The organism is Anaerohalosphaeraceae bacterium, assembly GCA_035378985.1.
In the GTDB taxonomy this organism is placed as follows: domain Bacteria; phylum Planctomycetota; class Phycisphaerae; order Sedimentisphaerales; family Anaerohalosphaeraceae; genus JAHDQI01.
This window is the reverse complement of the sequence record DAOSUR010000017.1, coordinates 19,329-41,600: the sequence shown is the minus strand read 5'-3', so window position 1 is coordinate 41,600 and position 22,272 is coordinate 19,329. Positions and strand designations below refer to the sequence as shown.

At 50.0% G+C, this 22,272-nt stretch carries 21 protein-coding genes; 15 read left to right on the top strand and 6 right to left on the bottom strand.

Annotation, left to right across the window (positions count from 1 at the left end):
• Positions 1-2: 2 nt before the first annotated feature.
• Positions 3-944, top strand: a complete 942-nt coding sequence (locus PKY88_11280; GenBank protein HOQ05784.1) for a DMT family transporter — start codon at positions 3-5, stop codon at positions 942-944.
• On the opposite strand, the gene PKY88_11275 is transcribed toward PKY88_11280, so the two are convergent.
• On the bottom strand, positions 935-2,128 hold the full coding sequence (locus PKY88_11275; GenBank protein HOQ05783.1) for an acetate kinase: 1,194 nt from the start codon (positions 2,126-2,128) through the stop codon (positions 935-937). The genes PKY88_11280 and PKY88_11275 overlap by 10 nt on opposite strands.
• Before the next feature lie 180 nt (positions 2,129-2,308).
• Here PKY88_11275 and PKY88_11270 point away from each other — a divergent pair, with 180 nt between their 5' ends.
• From PKY88_11270 to PKY88_11225, 10 genes are all read left to right on the top strand, one after another.
• Positions 2,309-3,331, top strand: a complete 1,023-nt coding sequence (locus tag PKY88_11270) for a hypothetical protein (protein HOQ05782.1) — start codon at positions 2,309-2,311, stop codon at positions 3,329-3,331.
• Positions 3,332-3,422: 91 nt separating this feature from the next.
• Complete coding sequence (gene recJ / locus PKY88_11265; protein ID HOQ05781.1) at positions 3,423-5,162, top strand: single-stranded-DNA-specific exonuclease RecJ; 1,740 nt, start codon at positions 3,423-3,425, stop codon at positions 5,160-5,162.
• A gap of 474 nt (positions 5,163-5,636) precedes the next feature.
• Positions 5,637-5,840 (top strand): helix-turn-helix transcriptional regulator, encoded by a 204-nt coding sequence (locus tag PKY88_11260; protein HOQ05780.1) that lies wholly within the window; start codon positions 5,637-5,639, stop codon positions 5,838-5,840.
• Complete coding sequence (locus PKY88_11255; GenBank protein HOQ05779.1) at positions 5,837-6,757, top strand: DNA adenine methylase; 921 nt, start codon at positions 5,837-5,839, stop codon at positions 6,755-6,757. Before PKY88_11260 ends, PKY88_11255 begins: the two co-directional genes overlap by 4 nt.
• Positions 6,758-6,759: 2 nt before the next feature.
• Positions 6,760-7,530: a hypothetical protein gene (locus PKY88_11250; GenBank protein HOQ05778.1), complete on the top strand. Its 771-nt coding sequence runs from the start codon at positions 6,760-6,762 to the stop codon at positions 7,528-7,530.
• Entirely contained in the window at positions 7,527-8,321 is a 795-nt protein-coding gene (locus PKY88_11245) for a DNA methyltransferase (GenBank protein HOQ05777.1), read from the top strand. Before PKY88_11250 ends, PKY88_11245 begins: the two co-directional genes overlap by 4 nt.
• Before the next feature lie 170 nt (positions 8,322-8,491).
• Positions 8,492-8,842 carry a hypothetical protein gene (locus tag PKY88_11240; GenBank protein HOQ05776.1) on the top strand — a complete coding sequence of 117 codons (351 nt, stop codon included), beginning with the start codon at positions 8,492-8,494 and terminating at the stop codon, positions 8,840-8,842.
• Between the two features lie 186 nt (positions 8,843-9,028).
• A complete protein-coding gene (locus PKY88_11235; protein ID HOQ05775.1) occupies positions 9,029-9,862 on the top strand; it encodes a cysteine peptidase family C39 domain-containing protein in 834 nt (277 codons plus the stop codon).
• 82 nt (positions 9,863-9,944) lie between these two features.
• Entirely contained in the window at positions 9,945-10,523 is a 579-nt protein-coding gene (locus PKY88_11230; GenBank protein ID HOQ05774.1) for a hypothetical protein, read from the top strand.
• Positions 10,520-10,705 carry a hypothetical protein gene (locus PKY88_11225; protein ID HOQ05773.1) on the top strand — a complete coding sequence of 62 codons (186 nt, stop codon included), beginning with the start codon at positions 10,520-10,522 and terminating at the stop codon, positions 10,703-10,705. The genes PKY88_11230 and PKY88_11225 overlap by 4 nt, the downstream gene beginning before the upstream one ends.
• 260 nt (positions 10,706-10,965) lie before the next feature.
• Here PKY88_11225 and PKY88_11220 read toward each other — a convergent pair whose 3' ends face one another.
• The gene (locus tag PKY88_11220) at positions 10,966-11,415 is read right to left on the bottom strand and encodes a hypothetical protein (protein ID HOQ05772.1); all 450 of its coding nucleotides are present in this window, start codon (positions 11,413-11,415) and stop codon (positions 10,966-10,968) included.
• 372 nt (positions 11,416-11,787) lie between these two features.
• A complete protein-coding gene (locus PKY88_11215) occupies positions 11,788-11,985 on the bottom strand; it encodes a hypothetical protein (GenBank protein ID HOQ05771.1) in 198 nt (65 codons plus the stop codon).
• Positions 11,986-12,143: 158 nt separating this feature from the next.
• On the opposite strand from PKY88_11215, the gene queA reads away from it, so the two are divergent.
• The gene (gene queA, locus PKY88_11210; GenBank protein ID HOQ05770.1) at positions 12,144-13,211 is read left to right on the top strand and encodes a tRNA preQ1(34) S-adenosylmethionine ribosyltransferase-isomerase QueA; all 1,068 of its coding nucleotides are present in this window, start codon (positions 12,144-12,146) and stop codon (positions 13,209-13,211) included.
• Positions 13,212-13,245: 34 nt separating this feature from the next.
• Here queA and PKY88_11205 read toward each other — a convergent pair whose 3' ends face one another.
• The 3 genes from PKY88_11205 to PKY88_11195 all read right to left on the bottom strand — a co-directional run bounded on the left by PKY88_11205 (position 13,246) and on the right by PKY88_11195 (position 17,716).
• On the bottom strand, positions 13,246-13,800 hold the full coding sequence (locus PKY88_11205) for an HNH endonuclease (GenBank protein HOQ05769.1): 555 nt from the start codon (positions 13,798-13,800) through the stop codon (positions 13,246-13,248).
• Between the two features lie 66 nt (positions 13,801-13,866).
• Positions 13,867-15,795, bottom strand: a complete 1,929-nt coding sequence (locus PKY88_11200; GenBank protein ID HOQ05768.1) for a UvrD-helicase domain-containing protein — start codon at positions 15,793-15,795, stop codon at positions 13,867-13,869.
• A complete protein-coding gene (locus PKY88_11195) occupies positions 15,779-17,716 on the bottom strand; it encodes an AAA family ATPase (protein ID HOQ05767.1) in 1,938 nt (645 codons plus the stop codon). Before PKY88_11195 ends, PKY88_11200 begins: the two co-directional genes overlap by 17 nt.
• A gap of 409 nt (positions 17,717-18,125) precedes the next feature.
• Between PKY88_11195 and PKY88_11190 the strand changes: the two genes are divergently transcribed.
• From PKY88_11190 to PKY88_11180, 3 genes are all read left to right on the top strand, one after another.
• Positions 18,126-19,607 (top strand): trypsin-like peptidase domain-containing protein, encoded by a 1,482-nt coding sequence (locus tag PKY88_11190; protein ID HOQ05766.1) that lies wholly within the window; start codon positions 18,126-18,128, stop codon positions 19,605-19,607.
• A 656-nt stretch (positions 19,608-20,263) separates the two neighbouring features.
• Entirely contained in the window at positions 20,264-21,100 is an 837-nt protein-coding gene (locus tag PKY88_11185) for a hypothetical protein (GenBank protein HOQ05765.1), read from the top strand.
• Positions 21,101-21,245: 145 nt separating this feature from the next.
• The gene (locus PKY88_11180; GenBank protein HOQ05764.1) at positions 21,246-22,193 is read left to right on the top strand and encodes a ParB/RepB/Spo0J family partition protein; all 948 of its coding nucleotides are present in this window, start codon (positions 21,246-21,248) and stop codon (positions 22,191-22,193) included.
• The last annotated feature ends 79 nt before the right edge of the window (positions 22,194-22,272 follow it).

Here is a 22,272-nt window from a genome sequence, read left to right as displayed (position 1 = left end):
CGATGAACACACGTCTGCGTCTGCCCTCTGTTGCATTCTTTTGTGTCGGCTTTATGGTCTGCTGGACGATTGCGCCGCTGTACATCAAGGCGCTGACCGGCGTACTCGACTCGTGGACGCAGAACTTTTTGCGCTACGGGACATCCTTTTTATTCTGGCTTCCGTTTCTGTTTTGGACATCCGCTCGGGACGGCCTGCCGAAATCGGTGTTTGTTCGGGCGATAGTGCCGTCTGTCTTCAACGTGGCCGGTCAGAGCTGCTATGCCGCCGCGTTTTACTACGCCGCGCCGGGCTTTGTGACGCTGGTGACGATGACGCTGGTCTTCTGGGTGGCGCTGTTTTCGATGGTTTTGTTTCCGGCGGAACGGCGGCTGCTGCGAAGCATTCCGTTTTGGGTCGGCACGGCCCTGTCCATAACGGGGGTGTGCGGCGTGGTGATGTTTCATCCGGAGTTTTCCGCAAAGGCGACGCTGTTGGGGGCGCTGCTGGCGGCCCTGATGGCGGTCGGCTGGGGCTGCTATACCGTCTCCGTCAAGGCCCTGCTGGGCGACGTGGACAGCCGGCTGAGCTTTTCGGTCATCACGATTTACACGGCGCTGGGGCTGGGCGTGCTGGCCTTTGTGATGGGCCGTCCGTCCGATGCCCTGCGTCTGGATGCCCTGCGCTGGAGCCACGTGATTATTTCGGCGCTGGCGGGCATCGCCATCGGCCATGTGCTTTATTATGCAGCTATCCGGCGGATCGGGGCCAGCATTCCCACGATGTTTCTGCTGCTTCGGCCGTTTAGTGTGCTGGTTGTCTCGGCCTTTCTGTTCGGAGAGCATCTGACCGCCCTGCAGTGGCTCTTCGGATGCATCCTCATCAGCGGTTCGTTCTGTTTTGTTCTGGCTCAAAAGCAGCGGCAGGTCCAAGTTCCCTCCGCTCCGCTGGGCGCTCAGGACTGAACGAGCCGGTAGGTGTCCGCCGCAATCGCCGCTTCTTCATTGGTGGCAATCACATAGACCTTTACGCGCGAGCGGTCCGTGCTGATGAGCCGTTCTTTCGGTTCGCGGGCCTCGTTGCGGGCTGCATCAACCTCGATGCCCAGCTGCGGCAGATCGGACAAAATCTGCCGGCGAATGGCGGCATTATTCTCTCCGATTCCGCCGGTGAAAATCACGGCATCCAGCGTTCCCAGAACGGCGGTATAGGCTCCGATGTATTTTTTGATTCGATAGCAGAAGATGTCGATCGCCAGCTGGGCCCGCAGGTGCCCTTTGGCGGCCTGTTCTATCAGATTCCGCATATCATTGGAAACGCCGGAAATTCCCAGCAGGCCGCTCTTTTTGTTGAACATCTCGTTCAGCTGGGCGACGGTGTAGCCCTTGTCCGCCAGATAGAAGACAATTGCCGGGTCAAGGTCTCCGCAGCGGGTGCCCATGATGACGCCTTCCAGCGGAGTTAGGCCCATGGAGGTATCGACACTCCGGCCGTTTTTGACGGCGGTAATGGAGCAGCCGTTGCCCAGATGACAGGTGATGGCGTTCAGGGCGTATTTGTCGCGTCCCATCAGCTCCGCCGCCCGGCGGGCGACATAGCGATGGCTGGTTCCGTGAAAACCGTACCGCCGCACACGGTACTTCTCGTAAATCTCATACGGCAGGCCGTACAGATAGGCCGTCTGCGGGATGGTGGCATGAAACGCCGTGTCAAAACAGGCAACCTGAACGGCGTTCGGCAGGGCCTTCTGGGCGGCTCGTATGCCCGTCAGGTTCGGCGGGTTGTGCAGCGGCGCCAAATCCGCAAATCGCTCGATGGATTTGAGCACGGCGTCATTAATTTTTACCGAACCGGTGAACTCTTCGCCCCCGTGTACAACGCGGTGCCCGACCGCCTGAATCTCTGCGGCGTCTTTTACCGCACCTGCCTGTGCATCGGCCAATATTGCGAGGATGACTTTCATCGCCTGCTGATGGTCGGCGGCCTGAACAGACCGACAAATTTGGTGGGTGTTTGCCGAATAGTGAAGCTGTGCCTCCGCCTGTCCAATCCGCTCAACCATTCCCTTGGCCGCAATCGTTCCGGCCGGCATCTCAAACAGCTGAAACTTAATCGAGGAGCTGCCGGCGTTAATCACCAGAATTTTCATTCTTTTATCCCCAAATAGTCTTTGAAAACGAAATACGGGATTATACCCTGCGGCCAGGTCGGGTCAACGAAGAAGACAGGAGAATCTTCTGAACCGGCCCCCGCCATCGGCCGTAGAAAAGGATGCAATCGGCATCTTTTTTATAGACAATGGCCCTATAAAAGCGGCATAATTGCTCGAATGAAGCTCGGCAATCGAATCGTAATGACCCTGGCAGGCCTGCTGCTGGCCGCAGCGGCGCTTTTAAAATTCCACGAGGTTCTGACGGTTTACATTCCTTCCTGGCGGGAACACGGCATCTGGGAATCGTATGAGTTTTTCCTGTTTCAAATCCCGCTGGAGTTTGCGCTGGGGGTGTGGATTGTTTCCGGAGTTTTCCGCAAGGCCTCCTGGCTGGCGGCGACGTGTGTGTATTTTGCCTTTATTTTTGTAACGCTCACGAAGGCCCTGACAGGGGCGGAATCGTGCGGCTGCTTCGGTCGAATTCACGTAAACCCCTGGTACACCTTGACTTTGATTGATATTCCGTTTTTTGTTCTGCTGCTGATTTTCCGTCCGAAAGGGGAAAAACTGCTGCCGCCGCCGTGGCCTCATCCCCTGCACGCCCTGGCGACGGCTGTTCCGGCAATCGGGTTTATGGCGATAGCCGCGCCGGTTCTGGTTGCACTTCATCCGGAATTCAAGAAGCCCGAGCAGTGGACCCCTGTTTCCAAACCGGTAAAACCGGTCCCGATTCAGGAACCCTCGGAGGAGCCGACACCTCCGTCGCAAACTCAGTCTGCTCCTGCTGAGCCGGTCAAAACCGATAAGGAGCAGCCCGCCGCAACTCCGTGGCCGTGGCTTCAGTATATTGACATTGCCGACCAGCTGAAAAACGGCGTGGCGGTTATTCTGATGTATCATCACGACTGCCCCACTTGTGCCCAAATGGTTCCGCTGTACGATGAGTATGCAAAGAAGATGGCCCAGCAGGGTGAGACGCTGATGACCATTGCCTTTGTGGCGATTCCTCCTTATGGCGAATCCGGCCCGGTGCCGGAAGATACCCTCTGCCTGAAAGGCCGGCTGAGCGACAAACAAAAATGGGCAATTATGAGTCCCTATGTAGTGGCCCTTGTGGACGGCGGGTTTGTGAAGGACTGGCCGCAGGGCACGGCCCCCCAGCCCGAGACGCTCCTCGATGAAATCTTCGAGCACCCCTGATTCTTTGCCCCGCTTTGATTGACAATCCTCTTCTATGATTGTATAGTTTGCCTAAGTACCGTAAATTGTCATTCAGCGAGGGATTGATTCGATGGCTCAGGCAAGGATGCAGCGGAAAATCTGGGAGATTCGCCCTCGCTGTGCCCAATCGAAGGCCCTTGCTGAACAGCTGAAAATTACCCCCCTTTTTGCTCAGGTGCTTCTGAATCGGCAGATTTCCGATGCGAAAACGGCCCAGTTGTTTCTGTCGCCGAAGCTGACGGACCTGATTGAGCCGGCGCGTCTTCCGGGAATGACGGAGGCTGTCGAGCGAATCCGCCGGGCTATCGAACGTCAGGAGCCGATTGTTCTGTATGGGGATTATGATGTGGACGGCATCAGCAGCGTGGCAATTCTCTGGCATTTGTTCCGGCTGCTGAATGTCCGGGCGGATTACTACATTCCCCATCGCGTCGATGAAGGATATGGGCTGAATGCCGAGGCCGTTCGGCAGCTGGCCGAGGCGGGGATGAAGCTTTTGATTACGGTGGACTGCGGCATCAGTGCCTGTCAGGAGGTTGCGCTGGCCCGTCAGCTCGGGATGGATGTGATTCTTACGGACCACCACCGGCCAGGCCCTGTGCTGCCGGAGGCGCAGGCGATAGTTCATCCGCTTCTGGATACAGATTATCCGAATCCAAATGCCGCCGGAGCGATGGTTGCTTTTAAGGTGGCCTGGGCGCTGGCCGAATCGTACCGGCGCGGCGGGCAGATGCCGCCGGAACTGCGCCAGTATCTGCTGAACGCCACGACGCTGGCGGGGCTGGGCACCATTGCTGACGTGGTGGAGCTGCGCGGCGAAAACCGAGTGATTGCGGGGTTTGGTCTGAAGGCCCTGGAGGAATCAAATCTGTGCGGCATCCGCGCCCTCATCGAGGCGGCCGACCTGGCCGGACGCGGGCTGGACAGTTATGACATTGCCTTTACGCTGGCCCCGATGCTCAACGCCGCCGGACGGATGGGCCATGCCCGGCTGGCCGTGGAACTGCTGACGACCGACAATGAGTACCGGGCGATGCAGATTGCTCAGTATCTCAAGGAGCAGAACAAGCTTCGCCAGAAATGCCAGCGCGACATTTTCAAGCAGGTCCGTCAGCGGATTCTGGATGCGGGGCTGAACCATCCGGACCGCCGGACGATTGTTCTGGCCGGGGAAAACTGGCACCCGGGCGTGATCGGGATTGTGGCCTCGCGGGTGATTGAGGAGTTCGGCAAGCCCGCCATCCTGATTAATCTGGAGAACGGTACCGGTCAGGGTTCCGGACGGTCGATAGAGGGATTTAATCTGTATGAGGCCCTGTGTGCCTGCGGCGAGCATCTGATTCGATTTGGGGGGCATGAGATGGCGGCGGGCCTTCGCATTCAGGCCGACAAGGTGGCGGCGTTTGCCCAGGCTGTCGAGGAATATGCCCGCCGTCAGTGTGCGGATGCGCCACCCGCGGCGGCCCTGACGATTGATGCGGAGGCGTCCGTGCGGGAGATTTCCGGGCAGTTTATGCGGGAGCTGGCGTCGCTGGAGCCGTTTGGGCAGGGCAATCCGCGGCCGGTGTTTGCCGCGCGCGGGGTGCGGCTGATTGCGCCGCCGCGGCGATGCGGGGCCAAGAACGACCACCTGCAGCTGTCGATTCAGGACAAGACCGGGGCCGTGCGGTGCATCGGATTCGGGATGGGCCCGCTCGAAAAAAAGCTGCTCGAGACCGACGTCTTTCACATTGCCTTCCAGCCCCAGTACAATACCTACAACGGCTCAACCAGTCTTCAGTTTGTTCTGGAAGACATTCAGTTTGAATAGCCCGCTTGAGGTTTTAACCACAGATTGCGCAGATTTCACAGATTCGAAAAAAGAGCAAAGGAGGAAAGCCCCCGCCCTGGCCTTCAAAGCTTTCAGCGAAGGAGAAAAGCGAAAATACAGCGCCGTTCCTGTCATTCCCGCCTTCGTTGTCATCCCCGCCGCAGATCCCTGTCATTCCCGCGCAGACGGGAAAATCCGAATCTCGAAATCTGAAACAATTAACCACAGATTACACAGATTTCACAGATTCGAAAAAAACAAACGAATTCACAGGATAACTGCTCACTGATGACTGGCAACTGGCGACTGAAGCTTTGGAGCACAAGCCGCGGGGGTGACAGAACCCGTGCTGAAAAGAGCAAACGAACTTCTTGCTCCGGAGCACTTTCCTACGTTTTTTAAATGCTATTTATAGTCTGTCGAACTTTAGTCTGCCTACCTCTATGATCACTCTGACAAGTAGGAGATGTGTAGATGGAAAATATCTGTAAACGTGTCGGAAAAACAATTCGCAGATACCGGATGCAAAAGGGTATTAGCCAGGAAAAACTGGCAGATCTTGCAGAGCTGCATCGGACCTATATTGGTCAAGTCGAGAGGGGCGAAAAAAACCTGACATTGTTGAGCATTGAACGCATCGCCAAAGCATTGGGAGTGGATGTCAAGGATTTATTATGAAGGGGGCTCTGTTTGCGACAAAAGAGGCGAAACCTTTCCTGAAATGGGCAGGCGGAAAAGGCCAGCTGCTCGATGAGATTGGGACGTGGCTGCCTGCGGAAATGAAATATGGGAAGGTGAAAACTTATGTAGAACCGTTTGTCGGGGGCGGGGCTGTCTTTTTTTACATCGCCCAGCGGTATGAGGGTATCGAGCATTTTATTTTGAATGATGTGAATGAGGATTTGATTCAATGCTATAAAATGGTTCAAAGCCGTGTAAACGACCTAATCAAAATCCTGAAAGAATATCAGAAAAAATACACAAGTTTATCAGAAGAAAAACGAAAAGATTTTTATCTTCAAGTCCGCAAAGAATTCAATAAAGAAAAAACCGCCGGATTTTCAGAGAGAACAGCGGCTCAGCTTATTTTCCTGAATCGGACCTGCTTTAACGGTCTGTACCGTGTCAACCGCAAAGGGTTCTTTAATGTGCCGTTCGGCCGATATAAAAACCCTGCGATTTGTCAGGAGGACAACCTTAAAGCGGCCTCCGCTCTTCTGCAGAAAGCCGTTCTGCTGTGCGGCGATTTTGAAGAATGCCGCCGATTCACAGATAAAGGCGTTTTCTATTATCTCGACCCCCCTTATCGCCCCATCAGCAGGACAGCCGCGTTCACCTCCTATGCAAAAGATGATTTTTCCGAAGAGGATCAGATTCGGCTGGCTTTTTTCTGCAGACAGATTCACCAAAAAGGGGCGAAATTTCTTCTGAGCAATTCCGACCCGAAAAACGAAAATCCGCACGATCACTTTTTTGAAGACCATTACTCTGATTTTTCCATCGAACGAGTGAAAGCGGCCCGGGCAATAAACTGCAAGGGCGATAAAAGAGGACAGATTAATGAAATTATTGTTACCAACTATCAAAAGGGATAAAAATGCCTAATTCAAAAGATGCTCCTTGGCAAAAAATTTTTGAGGATTATGGGATAGAAACGCATGATTTTGACGTATCTCCGTTTTATATAACCGCTGAGCAGATTAAACATTCTTGTCGGGGTTTTGAAAACACTAGCCAAAAGGAGGTCCGTCTTCTATGTAAACAAGACTCAAGAGAAGATCGCCCAGAATGTTTTTGTCGTAAGGGATTATTTTTGCTTCCTGTTGAAAATGGTAAATATGCTATCATTAAGGGAGAAGGTTATGTTGATATTCCTCCTGTTGACGAAATACAAAATCTTTACACTTCACAGTTGGATTTTGCTTTAGAGACTTCAAAAGTCGGCAACTCCGAAATGCAGCATGTAGATTATGCCTATGCTTCCAGTTTAATACGTACTTTTATGAATGACAACAGTCTGGTGCTTACCATCCGCGGCAGAAAATATACGCCTCCTTTCTCTTTTGTTGTGAATCGGCACACTATTCAAGTGGATAGTGTGCAAACAGAAGTTGATGCCGGCTATGAAGGCAGAGATAAAGTGGTCCTTGTTGAGGCAAAAAGCTCAGGCGCCAACAACATAATTATCCGACAATTGTTTTTCCCATTTCGACAGTGGCAGAGTTGCACCCGAAAACCAGTTTTTACTCTTTTTTTCCAGAAAGAGGGCGAGTTTTATTCTCTTTGGCAATTCCATTTTCGGGATCCTATTGATTATAACAGTATTGAATTAATTCGTTCAGGGAAATTTTCAATCATTTCGCGATGAACTCTTCAAAAGACAAATTCGTGCCGGAGGGGACGACGGTATGGTCGTTTCCGGTGCGGGGTTCGTGGGCGACGCACACGAACGGGTATCGGGGCAATTTTGCCCCGCAGGTGGCCCGCAATATCATCCAGATGTATTCGCAGCCGGGCCAGACGGTTCTGGACCCGATGGCGGGCGGGGGCACTACGCTGATTGAGTGCCGTCTGCTGGGCCGCCGCTATATCGGCTGCGACATCAATCCCGCATCCGTGGCTCTGTGCGAACAGGCCGTCCGATTTCCGCTGGACGGTCCCGATGCAGGCGGACAAATCGTCTGCGCAGATGTGCGGGACCTGTCGTTTCTAGCCGATGCGTCCGTGGACCTGATTCTGACGCATCCGCCCTATCTGAATCTGATTCGCTATTCCAACGGCCGGATTGCCGGCGACCTGTCCAACATCTCCAGTGTGGAGAAGTTCTGCCGGGCGATGCGGGAGGCCGCCGCCGAACTGTACCGCGTGCTCAAGGGCGGCCGCTTCTGTGCGATTCTCATCGGCGACACCCGCCGGGGCCGCCATTTTGTCCCGCTGGCCTTCCGTGTGATGGAGCAGTTTCTGGAGGTCGGTTTTGTTCTCAAGGAGGACATCATCAAGGTCCAGCACAACTGCACGTGCACGGGACGGTGGATTGCCGCGGCGCGAAGGAATCGGTTTTATCTGATTATGCACGAGCACCTGTTTGTCTTCCGCAAACCCGCCCCGCGGGAGGACCTGAGCCGGCTGAAGGACTCCCGCCGTCCTCGTAAGCTCTGAGGGCCGCCCTGCCGGTTGATAACCGGATTTCCCCGGTCTGTTTCTGTCTTTCTGCATTCCTTATTTTTTCTGAAATGCTCACGGTCTTTTAACCGTCTAATAAGATGTCTGCATCGTAAAAATGAAAAAGCTGGTGTTTTCATAAATCAGATAAAAGAGGGGATATATCTATGAAGACGGAATCAGAACCAGTCTCTTCTCCGGCGGAACTGCTTGTTCGTTACCGCAGTCTGCTGATGTTTTACGGGCTGGCGATTTTTTTCGATGCCCTCAGCACGATCCATTTTATGCACCGCGGAGGCATTGAGATGGAACTGCATCCCCTGGTTCGCTGGGGCGCGCTGATTTACGGCCCGGTAGTCGGCCCGCTTTTGTTTGCGTTTCTCTTCAAGTTTCTGGCAGGTCTGATGGTTTTGTTTTACATTCGGCGGTTGGCCCCATCTATTCTGCGATTGGCCGCTTTTATCTCGGTCTTTGCCGGGATTCTGAATCTCTGGGGAGAATCCTTCCTTCTCCATTAAAAATTTTGCTTACATTGATTTGTTTTTCTAATATAAGTCCCATAAAAGCCGAGTTATCAGATTAGAAACTGCTCTTTTCTGTTGAGGGGATCGGCTGCCGCCTTGCCCTTGCACCGCGGTCTTTCCCTGTTTGTTTTGTGCAGTTATAATGGCATAGAGAGAAAACTCTTATAAGGTCCCGTCAAAATGATTCTATGGATGCAGGCCCTTGTTGCAGCCGCCGCTGCGGCCGCCGCCTTGTGTTTGGGCCGTTTTTATTTCGCCCGCACCTATCGTCGGGCTGTCTGGGGAGGATTGGCATCGATCGGATGGCTTGCTTTTGTCGTGACGGCGCACCTGGTTCATTTGAACAGCACTTACAGCGGGTTTGACTGGGTTGCCGGCTCGCGAAATAAGTTTCTTCTGATTGGTTTTGCGGTCTGCTTCGGGCTTCTCGGTCCGATACCCTACCTGAATCGGCGATGGAAAAAAATCTTTACCGCCTCTGTGCTGACTGTGTTTCTGGCGATTTTTCTCGGCCTGCCGTTTGTTGTGCCGGCACTCTACAGCCGTCATCTTTGGAACCTGCCCGGCTGCATCGATGAAGACGGGGTGTGCCGACAGTCCACATCATTCACGTGCGGACCTGCCGCCGCCGTGACGGCCCTGAAAAAGATGGGGTTGGAGGCCTCGGAAGCCCAAATCGCCGTGGTATCCGGCACGATTCCTGCTGTGGGAACCGGGATGTGGGACCTGTGCCGGGGGCTGCAAAAACTCTTTCCCCCTGAACAGTTGGAGTGCCGCTATGCCCGCGCAGACTCGCTGGAGGACCTGCCGGAAGGACAGGTGATTCTGGCTGTTCTCCGTCAGACGTTCTGGCTGGACCACTGCGTTGCAATCCTGGAGATCACGCCGGAAACAGTGATTGTTGCCGACCCGAGCAATGGTCTGTGCTCATTGCCTCGGCGGGTTTTTGAGGCGTCCTGGCGAAAAACCGCCATTGTCCTCAGCCGTCCGAAAAGCCGCTTTGCAGACAACTGATTTGCCTGTTTTTATCATCCTTCGCTTTCCATCCGCCGGCTCCGTTGGTATAATAGCCCCCAAACTTTTCGCGGAGAGAAAAATGAAGCTGCCGAAAATGGATAACCCGCAGCGGTACAGCGGTTTATATATTGTGGATTTCGGGGACCACAGCGGGGTGGGCTTTCTGGCGGAAGAGGTTGCCGAACTGCTCGAGAGCGAACAGTACGCCCATATTACGATTTACAAAATTCACAGGGCCTACCCGGACGGCACGCTGGAGATTCACGGAGTACGCCGGGAAACTTTTCAGCTGGAGTCGGGGATGTTTTTTTACGCCGCAGACGAGAAGACCGCCCGCGGGGATTACGACCGGCTGGCGGAGTGTCCCAAACACATTGAGCCCCCTGCCCGAGCCAAACTGTACTTGGCACAACTTCCATCCGGGCAATATCTTACAGCCCTGATTTACCCGGCGGAGTACGAAGAGGAGTTCGGCCGCTGGCTCTTGGACTGTGAGTACAGGACTGACGGTCCTGCGGCAGGCGGCATCAGCCAGGTTGAGCTGTATTACCGACAGAATCCGACCGTTCTGGAGCGGAAACAACTCTTTAACAGTCAATCTGTTGCTTTCCGCGGACAAATGCTTTTGGAGGCGGCTAAAAAGGCGGTAGTCCGATGAATTCCAGGCAATCGATCAGGCAGCGGCTTTTCGGACTGGCCGCAGGACTGTTCCTCGGCACAAAAACCCCTTCTGTTAATATGAAAAAAGGCCTTTTTAAGGAATCCGCTCAGCGAATCGGGGTGCAATTTACCGAGCAGCTTAGGGATGCCTTCCGGAAAAAATGGCTGAAAATCCAGTAAAAAAACCTTTTTTATTGGGAAATTTTCTTGACATCGTCCTATAAAATCCCTATTTTCTTGTGAAAATCGATTGATTTTGCTGTGGAGCGAGATTTTTTGAAGACAGCAAACGATTTCTCCCTAAGCGTTTTTCTTTTTTATTAAAGCTTTTGAAAACGCTTAGCCGAAACAGCAAAAGCAAGAGTTTTCTCCCCTCCGGAAAACATCAGGAAATTCCGATTTCCTGATGTTTTCTTTTTTTAAACAGTGGTGTCCTTTTGTTATTTTTCGCCCACTTTGAATTTGGATACATCGCCGCCCTTTTCGGCAATGTACTGCACATAGACATTCAGCCGGGACGTTAAGTCGCTTACGGCATTGGTCAGGTCGAGAATATCTTTCTGAATGGCCTGGGCTTCACTGCCTGCCTTTTGAGCCAGCGGAATTGCGGCGAATTTTTCCATCAGTTTTTCCAGCTGGGCCTGTTTGGCGGTGATTTCGTCCACATATTTTTGTGCGGTTTTTTCGAGGGAAGCTAAATCCATTTTGGCGGCGGATTCTTTCAATTGCTCGATAGAGGAGGAAAGGTCAATGCCTGCAACTGTGCCGGCAGATGAGCTCGCCGGCTGGGCCGCTGAACCGGTCGGCTTCGGTGCAGAGGGAGATTCTTTTTTTGAGCAGCCCCACGCAGCCAGAATAAGGGCGGCTACGACAACCAAATACTTTTTCATAGAACAACTCCTTTCTGAAACGGATTGAAATGCGACCATTGTTGTCCAATATATCTAACCCGAAGGAGTTTTCAAGAAAAAAAGAAAAATTGTCCGAACAAGAAGATTTATTATGTCCTGAATCGGCAAGGAAAGTTTTTGGAACTTCTTGTGAAAAAGGTGGAATTTTTCTTGCAAATTTCGCCGGAGGCCGATATATTACTTATAGAATTAATGCTCTTTTTCTTTAATACCCTATTCAGCGGGTCAGGACGGATTTGAGTAAATAACAATAGTTCTATTTATTGAAACCTACGTCTTGCCCGAGGCAGATACGCAAAGTATCTGCCTTTTTTTATGCGCCCCCGTGTCGGTCCGACTTCTGTTCGGCTGTTAAGAAATCCCGTATTCCGTCAGGTAAACCGCCATCAGGATATGGCGAAGTTTGTCATCCGAAAGGCCGTCGAGGTAGGTCTCTGTAAAATCCAGTTTCAGCCGGCCTTTGAAGTTCAGCAGCCGATCTTTCAGTTCCTGTCGGTTCAGAGAAGCAACCTGAGCGTTTATGCTTTCATAGGTAGTCTGAACATTCATCTCTGTCGCTCCGAGATTTGTTCCGTATGGTATATCGTTTTTTCGAAGGGAGCAGATAATCTCGCCGGCCGAAGAAACGATGTTTTTTCATCGGGCCTGCCCGTCACAAACGCTACAGTCGTTTCGGATGAAAAAACCGTTGTCTATCGACGGCGCAGATGATACCTTCTTGGCCGATGAGAACGGACCTGTTTGATTATGAGCTGCCGGAAGAACTGATTGCCCAAAAACCGTCCGAGCGGCGGCCGCACTCACGGCTGCTGGTGCTTCATCGCATTGACGGGCGGCTCGAAGACCGTCTTTTTGCGGACCTGACTGAGTATCTTCGGCCAGGCGACTGCCTGGTGCTCAATGATACGAAGGTGCTGCCCGCCCGTTTTTTCTGCCGCAAGGCCACCGGGGGGCTGCTGGAGGGGCTGTTTCTCGAAGAGACGGCGGATGGATGCTGGAAAGTCCTGCTGAAGAATGCGCGGAAAATCAAGACGGGGGCCCGGCTGACCTTTCTGGACCGCCGGGGGCGGCTGTGGCAGGATTTTGAGGTATTAGAAAAGCTTTCCGAAGGGCAATGGGTTATTCGTCCGGCCTTGCGTGCCGGTGCGGAGGCCGTTCTGGAGACCATCGGCACAGCCCCCCTGCCGCCTTATATCAAGCGGCCCGCCCTGCCTGAACATCCTGAAGAGGATTTGGCCCGCTACCAGACGGTTTTTGCCCGCAGGCCGGGAGCGGTGGCCGCACCGACGGCGGGGCTTCATTTTGACAAGGCCCTGCTGGACCGGCTGGAGGGAATGGGCATTCGAACGGCCTATCTGACGCTGCACGTGGGGCTCGGGACATTCCGGCCGGTTCAGACCGAAACCCTCGAAGCGCATACGATGCACAGTGAGCGGTATGAAATCAGCCCACAGGCGGCCGAAATCATTAATACGGCGGCCAAAACAGGCGGACGAATTATTGCCGTCGGTACGACTTCGGTTCGGACTCTTGAAACCGTTGCAGAAAACAGACAAGTCCGTGCGGCATCCGGCCGGACCGATTTGTTTATTACGCCGGGGTATTCGTTCAAGATTGTGGATGCGATGATTACCAACTTTCACCTGCCGCGTTCGACCCTGCTGGCCCTTGTTGCCGCCTTTGCCGGGCTGGAGAAAATCAAGGCCGCCTACCGCCATGCTGTTCAGGAACGCTACCGCTTCTATTCCTACGGCGATGCGATGCTGATTTTGTAGGGCGGGAGCAGCGTGTTTTCGCGGCGGAGGGGAATCAAAAGACCGCTTCCAGACAAAAGCACGTCAGCTGGCCGGTTTTGTTCCAGCGGCGGCAGACCGGCGGGTTTTTGCAGACGGGGCACAGGCGGCTGGTGAGGATGTCGGTATCCACATCCAGCGTGCCGCAGCGTTCGTGCAGCTCGAACAGTTCCTTGAGGTATTTGCCGGCGACGAGCCGATGCAGGCGGTCTTTTTCTTTCAGGCCCAGCCAGGCGAAAACGCCCTGCTCGCCGCGCGAGGCGTTGCAGGATGCACACGCTAAAACGAGATTGTCCGCCGAATCCGCCCCGCCGCGGCTGCGCGGAATGAGATGGTCGGTTTGCAGATGCTCGACGGAGCCGCAGAAGACGCACTGCCGCGGAAGCTCCTGTTCCCGCTGCCATTCCCGAATGGTGCCGGAGATGGTGATCAGTCCGTCCTGCAGTTTTTTGTAGCGGTCGGTGACGAATCCGCGATGGGGCTCGACACAGCCGTACACGCTGCGGCAAATCAGTTTGGCGTACTCGTAATACAATTCCTGCTGAATTGTTTTGACATATCTGGGCGGCATCGCCGGATTCCTTCTTTACATTTTTTAGCTGTCGGTTTTACGACGCCTGCGAACTGTACCCTCGTTTCAAAGAGAAATGACCTCATACAAATCAGACTCAGGTTTTTTGAAATTATGTTTTGGAATTGCGATACACAGCAAATGAGTCGGTCTTGAAAAAGCAACATGGGCTATTTTTAATGCCTGAATCTTTACTTTTTTATGAGAGTTGCTTCTTTGTCCATTCATTTCCTCTCGGAAGTGTTCAATACTGTTTTCGTAATACATTGTTTCCAGATACAGAGTAGCCGTGTGTGTCTCTCCTTTCACCCCATGAACCGTGTCGATGTATATGTTAATTTCAGAGTCGTTTACAGTCTTTTTAAAGATATTAAAAATATTATTATAGTCCGGCCGGCTCGGAATAACTGGGATGTCTTTGGATTCGTGTCCTATAAGATAATCTCTGGCGTTTTTCTTGAGATCAAACCCCATTTTTTTGATCAAGATGCATAGGCGTTTTGATAACTTATCAAAGTCATGAAATTTATAATACGAAACAATGTATTTAAATAATCTGTTTAATAACTCTTTTCGAGTCTCTTTAACATACTTTAAGAATTCATTTTTTGTGTATTTTTTCTTTTTGTCTGATTGGACATCAGAAAGATACAATGCCTCCAGAATGCAGTTCAGGATTCGTTCCTTCAGTTCCTTAGGGCTGACATTCTTGGACAGTTCACACATAGTGTACAGATTGGGAAAATATAGTCTTCTCCTGTTGGTTAATTGTTTATCGAAGCCCGGAAAGTAAGATTTGATTGACAAACCGTTTTTCTTTTCTTTTCCAACCCAGCCGACAGCTTTTATCGGATTGCCGGAAAGTTGGGAGATTTCATAGAGGGTTTTCTCCTCTCCTTCGTAAATACATTTCTTTTCATAGACCAATTGTGCGAATTTATCTAATACTTGCTCCACTTGCTCCTTTGAGGAATCAGTGAAAAGAATTAGAACCGGTTTTATGCCTATCGATGTCCCAGATAGGGAATCGTAGGGTCTTGCCGCCACATTTTTTATTAGGTTGGCAACGGGTTGCGATATTCGATGTGATTTTGTGAAATTCATAACGCTGTATCTTGAATTTTCCTCTGGGTTCCAGGCGGATTCTTCTTCATTGCTGTTCATGATTCCCTGGTTTGCATCACCAAGCCATTGAATAATCACATTTTCATTTTCATTGAAGCATTTTTCTATAATCTCTTTCTGTATGGTGGAGGTGTCTTGTGCTTCATCAACAAATACATACCGAAACCGGCTGGAAAACAGTTGGCGAATTTCCGGATATTTTTTGAGATATATACCTGCCAAAGAAAAAGCGTCATTGAATCTTATATAACCGCTTGCGAATATTTTTTGGAAAACCTCTTTTATACTCATATATGTGGACGTATGTTGGCCTATTTTTATTTTTAAATCGAATCCATTATTAGAGAAATCTTGAAAGACTGTATGGATGCCGTAAAAAACAAAATCCACCACATTGTTCCATCTGTTTTTATTATGCTTCAACCAATCGTTCTTCTCAAAAGCGGCGCGATCTTTCAGCATTCTTTCATAAAAGAAGTCGTCGTCAATATAACGAGGTCTGTGACCATAGCATTTTATAAAAGCAGGGATAGCCAGATATTTATCAATGAAGGATTGGATAGTGCCGAAGAAATTGGGATGTCGGAATAGCAGATCCGCCCTTTCACCCAGATTTTTCTTGATGATGTCGATGGCCACATTGGTATGGGTTAAAACGCAGATGCCCTGATTGTTTTTAAAAGGCATTTTTTCGGACAGAATATACAGTTTGGCAAGCAGAGCGGTTGTCTTGCCACTGCCCGGACACGCCTGCACGTGCACGGACTTATCTAAGCACTTAATAAAAGCTCTGCGTTCTTCATCGAAAGACTGTCCGCTTTTCAGAAATATCTTTTCTGCCTTGGTTATATCATCATCTGTTATTTCCATAGGTGTCCCACTTAATTTTTTCCGTTACATGCTCAATTGCTTCAATCAAATATCTAATTCCTGTGTTATTTTCATAATCTTCTCGAATGAGAGAGGAAACCCTGTCTTTGTCATCCATTAATAGTTTGGCAAACCACTGTGCCGCGACGGGCTTTGAGGCCTGATTCTTTTCTAGCGGTTCATAGATGATTTTCGCTCTTTTGTTAGGATTCTTTTCTTCAATGGACTGATTTAAAATATTCCGCAGTTCTTTATCGGCGATCCAATCGTCAGTTGATTTTATTTTCTTAGCGATTTGAATGGCTTTGTACATATATTGATAAAGATTTCCCATTGCGATATCAAACTCCATGGTCTTAAGAGGTGATACAAAGGCCTGAATGCGACCGTCCCCCGAATCATATTTCTGTGCTATATTCTGTCGATGCTTATTAACATTATATCCGTTTTCAGGCATCCCATTTTCTTTGACCGGTATATCGGAATCAGTAATCACGGCTGTACGGATTGAGATGCATTGGCCGTTTTTCTGTTGGAAAATCCTGACATACCGAAGGAGGGCCTTGCTGCCCACATTCACTATGGAAACTCCGTATTTATGGAGGGGCCTGCCTATAATTTCCGCTAGGGCGGGAAGCAGAATGTTCTCCGCGTCTCCTTCTATAATAAGAATCCCTTTTGCGAAAAATAGGTTGGCTTTTGTGGCATCCAGAAAACGCTCTAAAAAGTGATAGTCGGTTTCACTTAGTTGAGTAGATTGGCTATTTAATGGGAAAACACGGACTTGAATATGGTCGTTAGCATTGTCTTTCAAACACAAATAAAGATGTTTTAATGGTATGCTCGAGCCCAAGATTGTACTGTGGGTTGTAAATATATACTGTACGCGGCTGCTCCTCTCGGCAAGCAGGGATTTCAGAACCCGCAGCTGTGCCTGCGGATGAAGATGTGCCTCCAGTTCTTCTATCAGGGCCAGTCTTAATCCCAGATGTTCTTCCCGTTTTAGGTGGATTAGTTCGGCAGCCATATAGAGCAGATTTAACGTACCCAATCCGGCTTTATTTTCTTCAAGGATTAGTTCGAGCTTGCGTAAGATTGCGTTCAGTTCGACGGGGGCTATTTTTATTTTTGGTTCTCGATTATCATAACTTTCCAGAAATATTTTTGTTTGTGTTTCGAAAACCTCTTTGATGCATTTTCCTCCCTTTTCCTCACCGGTGATTTCAAGCTTCGGATTTGAATCTAACTGCTCTTTTTCAAAGAAAGAAATTACAAAATCTTCTGCTTGTTTAAAATACTTTTCCAGAGGATGTTTCTGATTCACATTCTCTTTCTCGAAGACGGGATGGCTCCTCAATATTTGGTAAAGTCTGGAGCGATACCCGGGTATAAACTCATTTTCTGCATCTCTGAGGGGCTTGAGGTATGTTACTCTCAACAAATCTCTCGGCTCCCCTTCAATCGAAAGCCCTTCTTCATCGGCCCCGGCTCTAAGATAAGTGGTGATCCGATTATTTTTATTGACAGCGGTAAACCAGACTTTTAATTCTGCGTTGAAAGCTCCGTTAGATTTATCAATACTAATCCATTCTAAAAATTGCCCGGCTTCTTTCGGCGTAAATCCTGAAAAGGTACATTCAATTTTGAACTCATTTGCTCGTTCTTTTTCTTTCTCACTCTTTTCTTTTTCACTTTTTTGATCCACTGGTTTTTGGTAAAAATCTTCAACATCTATTCGAATAGGGTCATAGGTTTGCGTTCCTAGGCAGTATCTGATAGCATCGATAATTGCGGTTTTCCCTGAATCATTGGCTCCTATAAGGAGATTTATTCTTTCGTCGAATTCAATGTCCAGCCCCGGTTCATTGTTATTGGACCCAATAGATCTAAAGTTCCAGATTCTCAATCTTTTTAAGTACATCTTATTTCCTCTTTGAAAAAGTGTATCTAATCTGTTTTGTGAATTGTGCGATACCCTTTTTGGGGCATTATTTGATATGTTCTCCTTTTAAAAAATTTTTTCCTTCTGCGGCGGTCGGGTGGGTGTGTCTCTGGGCCGTCGATTCCTCCTGTCCGCGTTTTCCTCGATTCCTTTATATTTTCATCTTCCGCCGTTTTGTCTGCAACCATATTTTGGAGGGCAAAATCAAAAAGCAACTATTGGAAATCGGAAATTAAAAATAGAAATGCCCCCTTTTCCGTCAGCTCCTATGTATTCCTCGTTTAGTTTCCGTCAATCTTTTCGAAAATCTGTTTCCCGTGCTCTGTCCTGCCGGTACAATATGTCCCGACACAAGTAAGGATTATTCCATTCTGTGAAAGAATCAGAGATGAATGCAATAAACGCAGCGGCTGCTTTGCTTGTCGGTTTGTCTTTGTTCACCGTGCCGGTCTTCTCGCAGCAAAACACGTACGAAAAGTCCGTCGTGCAGATTACCATCGTGCAGCAGGACTTCGACTACGTCAACCCCTGGAAGAAGACCCAGATGTCCCGCGGGAGCGGTTCGGGGTTTGTGATAACCGGCCGACGCATCCTCACCAATGCCCACAACGTCAGCAATTACAGGTATATAGAAATCCAGAAGCAGAATGTCGCCAAACGCTACCCCGCCCGGGTGGAGTTTGTCGGCCACGACTGCGACCTGGCCGTCTTAACCGTTTATGACCCCACGTTTTACGATGATATGATTCCGCTGGAGTTCGGCCCCCTGCCGGCGGTCAATTCCACCGTGCAGACGTGCGGGTTTCCGCTGGGCGGCCGGACAGTCTCCATCACCGAAGGTGTCGTATCTCGCATTGAAACAGGCATTTACAGTCATACGCAGGCCGATTCGCACCTGCTTATCCAGACCGACGCCGCCATCAACCCCGGCAACTCCGGCGGACCGGTCCTTCAGGACGGCAAAGTCGTCGGCGTGGCTTTCCAAGGGCTGCAAATGGCGGAAAATATAGGATTTATGATCCCAACCCCCGTCATTGAACACTTCCTGAAAGACATCGAAGACGGCCGGTACGACGGATTTGGGTCCTTAGGCATCCTCACCTTCGAGGGTCTTCATAACCCCTGGCTGAAACAATACTTAAAGGTTCCCAAAGACCGCCAGGGTGTTGTGATTCTCGATACCGTACTAAACAGCACCGCCTCCGGAATCTTGCAGAAAAACGATGTCCTGACCAAAATCGGCGATTTTGATATTGATAATGATGGGATGATTCGGATTTACGGCCTGATGCTCGATATGTCCGAGGCCGTCGAGCAGAAACAAATCGGCGAAACCATTGAAGTTGTCTTTTACCGCGACGGGGTTGAACAGAAGGCCGCCATTAAGGTCAATTATAATGAACCCGTGCTGACGTTTCGTCGGCAGTTTGATGTGCAGCCGAAGTATAAGTGCTTTGCGGGACTGACGTTTGTATCTCTGAACCGCAATTATCTTGAATCGTGGGGGCGAAACTGGATTACAGATATCCCCTTCTACCTCCGCTATTTATTTTATGAAGTTCAGAATCTGAACGATGACCCGTCGCGGAAGGAATACGTCGTCCTGTCCGACATTCTGCCGGATGAGCTGACGACGTACGTGGGCGGCTTTGTTCATCAGCCGCTTGAAACGGTTAACGGATTTCCGATAAAGGAGTTAGACGATTTGGACAAGGCCTTCGCTACGGATGTAAACGGTTTTTGGGTCCTGAAGTTTTTGGGCAATCCGACGCCGATGGTAATTGATGCCGTCAAGGCCCGTCAAAAACATCTGGAAATCCTCGAAAAATACGATGTACCTGTCAGTCCCCTGCCGGAGCCGACGTTATGAAAAAAGCCTTTTTTTCCCTCTTCAGCATTGGTGTTATTGGACTTTGTTTTTCCTGCCGGCAAACGGCTCGAATAACCGAAAACGGGAAGCAGATTTTCGATGCCAAGGATTCCCTTGTTTTTATTCAGGTATCGAGCAGCAGGTATGATGTCCTGCAGCCGTGGAAGCGTTCGGCTTCGCAGACGGAAATCTGTTACGGCACGGCTGTGGGCCCTTCTGAGGTAGTAACGATCGCGGAGCCGTTTACTTATGCTTCTGTGATTCAGGTGAAAACCAGTCGAAGTCCGGAGTTTATCCCTGCGTCAATCAAGACCATTGATTATGATTTGGACCTTTGCCTACTGAAACTTGATGAAAAAAGCGGCATTTCCCTTTCGCCTGTGACATTTGGGGAATCGTTTCAGAGAGGCCTTGAGCTGAAGGGTCAATGGCTTTCTTCAGAAGCCGCAGTGAAGAATTCGAGGGGATTTTTAGACAGGGCCGTGGTTCGCAACGGCCCCACATCGTATCAAAGAATTCTAACTTTTGTTTTATCAAGCACTTCCAGACAAACCTCCCGCGGAGAGGTTTTTACGGATCGTTCAGGAACGGCATACGGAATTGCCTTTTCCAGTTCCGAAACGGAGGTTGCCGTTATTCCCGGTCAAACGGTGAATATGTTTTTAAAAGAAGCACAAAAGGATACAGAATATATAGGATATGGTACACCTGGATTTGAAACCTTTGATTTGACGGACCCTTCTGTACGCAGGTATCTTAAGATGCCGGTAGAAATGAAAGATGGGTGTTACGTTTCTTTTGTCTATTCGAAAGGAACGGGAAGCGATATTCTTAAAGACGGAGATGTTTTGCTTGCAATAGACGGCAAGGCCATTGATGCTTTTGGGAAGTATAAGCACGCTCTTTATGAGGACATTTCTTACGAACATCTTATCACGCTTCATCGGGTTGGGGAACCAATTTCCTTTACGTTGTTTCGAGACGGACAAAAAATCGAGCTCCAAACGAAAAGTACTCGATTTGACTCATCAGAAATGCTGGTCCCCTACCAGGAATACGGTAAGCAGCCGGAATATTTTATTACAGGCGGGTATGTTTTCCAAAAGCTGACGCTTGATTATCTGCGCCTGTGGGGGGAAAACTGGCAGGGAAAGGTTCCGCCGCACCTGCTGCACTATTACAGAAATCTATCGATGAATCCCCCTGCCGGTAGGAAAGAAATCGTTGTTTTGAGTTATGTTCTGCCTGCGGAAATCAATTTGGGCTATCAAAACCTCGGACGGATTGTTGTCAAAACTTGTAATGGAGTTGAAATTCAAGAGATGTCTGATCTGGCAAGGGCTTTAACGGCTGCTTCGGACTCCCCCTTCCATGTCATTGAGTTTGAACTGGATTATCCTACGCTTGTCATCCCGAAGGCCAATCTGGAACAAATCGACCAAATGATTTTCCAACTTTACGGAATACAAAAGGCATCGAATATCCTTCCATAAAAGACACGAATTTACGGTGTTTCACGTGGAACAATCTGCAACTATTTACCGCTTTTGTTTCACGTGAAACATTTTTTTCTGGATTTTCTGCGGAATCTGTTTTAGAACTGCCGACAAACTTTTTGATAATTTATTGGAGGCGAGTATGAGCAGTTCGAAACAGAAGAAGCCGCATTTAGGCAGGGGACTGGAAGCATTGTTGGGCCCTATAACTCAAAATGTGGCTGAACCGGAAACGGAAATCGTTCGGCAAAATGATTATAACTTTCCAAAAGACAAGGAGTTAGAGAAATCTAAGGCGGAGCTTCCGCTGTCGGCGATTCGTCCGAATCCTTACCAGCCGCGTCAATTCTGGAATGAGAATGAGCTGAAAGACTTGGCTGAATCGATTCGGCAGAATGGAATCATTCAGCCGATATTAGTTCGGCCGGCTGGAGAAGGAATCTATGAGATTATTGCCGGGGAGCGGCGGTTTCGGGCTGCACAATTAGCCGGTCTCTCGACGGTTCCGGTGATGATACGGGCTGCGACAGATGAACAGATGCTCGAACTGGCCTTGGTGGAGAATATACACCGGACGGATCTGAATCCGATAGAGCGGGCGAAAGCCTACAAAAACTACCTCCAAACTTTTTCCCTCACGCAGACGGAAGCGGCCCAGCGTTTGGGGGAGGACCGCTCCGTTATCAGCAACTATTTGCGGCTTCTGGAACTGCCGGAGGAAATCCAGACAATGCTCATCGAGAACCAATTGAGTATGGGGCATGCCAGGGCGATTCTGGCTTTGCCGGATGAAGAGATTCGAAAGAAGCTGGCGCATCGGGCGATGGCAGGGCGGCTGAGTGTGCGGGATGTGGAAAACCTGGTCCGCCGACTCCTGCAGAAAGATACGCAGAAAGACGCGCAGAAAAAAGAGAAGGCCGCTTACATACTGGATTTGGAAAAACGGCTGGAGTCGATTCTGGGGACCAAAGTGCGGATAGAGGCAGGCCGAAAAGGCAACCGGGGAAGGATTATCATCGATTACTATTCGCTGGATGACTTCGACCGAATCACCGCGGCAATGGGCCTGCCGAATACAGAGACCCTTTAAATATGTTGCTTGTGAGCACAATCACAAAATAACAGAATCCATAAGCTTCCTTCGATGTGTAATAAACAAGGAGACGCAG

Bases quoted from the DNA above. Each gene is read 5' to 3' on its own strand.
- PKY88_11280 (HOQ05784.1), top strand. From the start codon at position 3: ATGAACACACGTCTGCGTCTGCCCTCTGTTGCATTCTTTTGTGTCGGC.
- PKY88_11275 (HOQ05783.1), bottom strand. From the start codon at position 2,128: ATGAAAATTCTGGTGATTAACGCCGGCAGCTCCTCGATTAAGTTTCAG.
- PKY88_11270 (HOQ05782.1), top strand. From the start codon at position 2,309: ATGAAGCTCGGCAATCGAATCGTAATGACCCTGGCAGGCCTGCTGCTG.
- recJ (HOQ05781.1), top strand. From the start codon at position 3,423: ATGGCTCAGGCAAGGATGCAGCGGAAAATCTGGGAGATTCGCCCTCGC.
- PKY88_11260 (HOQ05780.1), top strand. From the start codon at position 5,637: ATGGAAAATATCTGTAAACGTGTCGGAAAAACAATTCGCAGATACCGG.
- PKY88_11255 (HOQ05779.1), top strand. From the start codon at position 5,837: ATGAAGGGGGCTCTGTTTGCGACAAAAGAGGCGAAACCTTTCCTGAAA.
- PKY88_11250 (HOQ05778.1), top strand. From the start codon at position 6,760: ATGCCTAATTCAAAAGATGCTCCTTGGCAAAAAATTTTTGAGGATTAT.
- PKY88_11245 (HOQ05777.1), top strand. From the start codon at position 7,527: ATGAACTCTTCAAAAGACAAATTCGTGCCGGAGGGGACGACGGTATGG.
- PKY88_11240 (HOQ05776.1), top strand. From the start codon at position 8,492: ATGAAGACGGAATCAGAACCAGTCTCTTCTCCGGCGGAACTGCTTGTT.
- PKY88_11235 (HOQ05775.1), top strand. From the start codon at position 9,029: ATGATTCTATGGATGCAGGCCCTTGTTGCAGCCGCCGCTGCGGCCGCC.
- PKY88_11230 (HOQ05774.1), top strand. From the start codon at position 9,945: ATGAAGCTGCCGAAAATGGATAACCCGCAGCGGTACAGCGGTTTATAT.
- PKY88_11225 (HOQ05773.1), top strand. From the start codon at position 10,520: ATGAATTCCAGGCAATCGATCAGGCAGCGGCTTTTCGGACTGGCCGCA.
- PKY88_11220 (HOQ05772.1), bottom strand. From the start codon at position 11,415: ATGAAAAAGTATTTGGTTGTCGTAGCCGCCCTTATTCTGGCTGCGTGG.
- PKY88_11215 (HOQ05771.1), bottom strand. From the start codon at position 11,985: ATGAATGTTCAGACTACCTATGAAAGCATAAACGCTCAGGTTGCTTCT.
- queA (HOQ05770.1), top strand. From the start codon at position 12,144: ATGATACCTTCTTGGCCGATGAGAACGGACCTGTTTGATTATGAGCTG.
- PKY88_11205 (HOQ05769.1), bottom strand. From the start codon at position 13,800: ATGCCGCCCAGATATGTCAAAACAATTCAGCAGGAATTGTATTACGAG.
- PKY88_11200 (HOQ05768.1), bottom strand. From the start codon at position 15,795: ATGGAAATAACAGATGATGATATAACCAAGGCAGAAAAGATATTTCTG.
- PKY88_11195 (HOQ05767.1), bottom strand. From the start codon at position 17,716: ATGTACTTAAAAAGATTGAGAATCTGGAACTTTAGATCTATTGGGTCC.
- PKY88_11190 (HOQ05766.1), top strand. From the start codon at position 18,126: ATGAATGCAATAAACGCAGCGGCTGCTTTGCTTGTCGGTTTGTCTTTG.
- PKY88_11185 (HOQ05765.1), top strand. From the start codon at position 20,264: ATGTTTTTAAAAGAAGCACAAAAGGATACAGAATATATAGGATATGGT.
- PKY88_11180 (HOQ05764.1), top strand. From the start codon at position 21,246: ATGAGCAGTTCGAAACAGAAGAAGCCGCATTTAGGCAGGGGACTGGAA.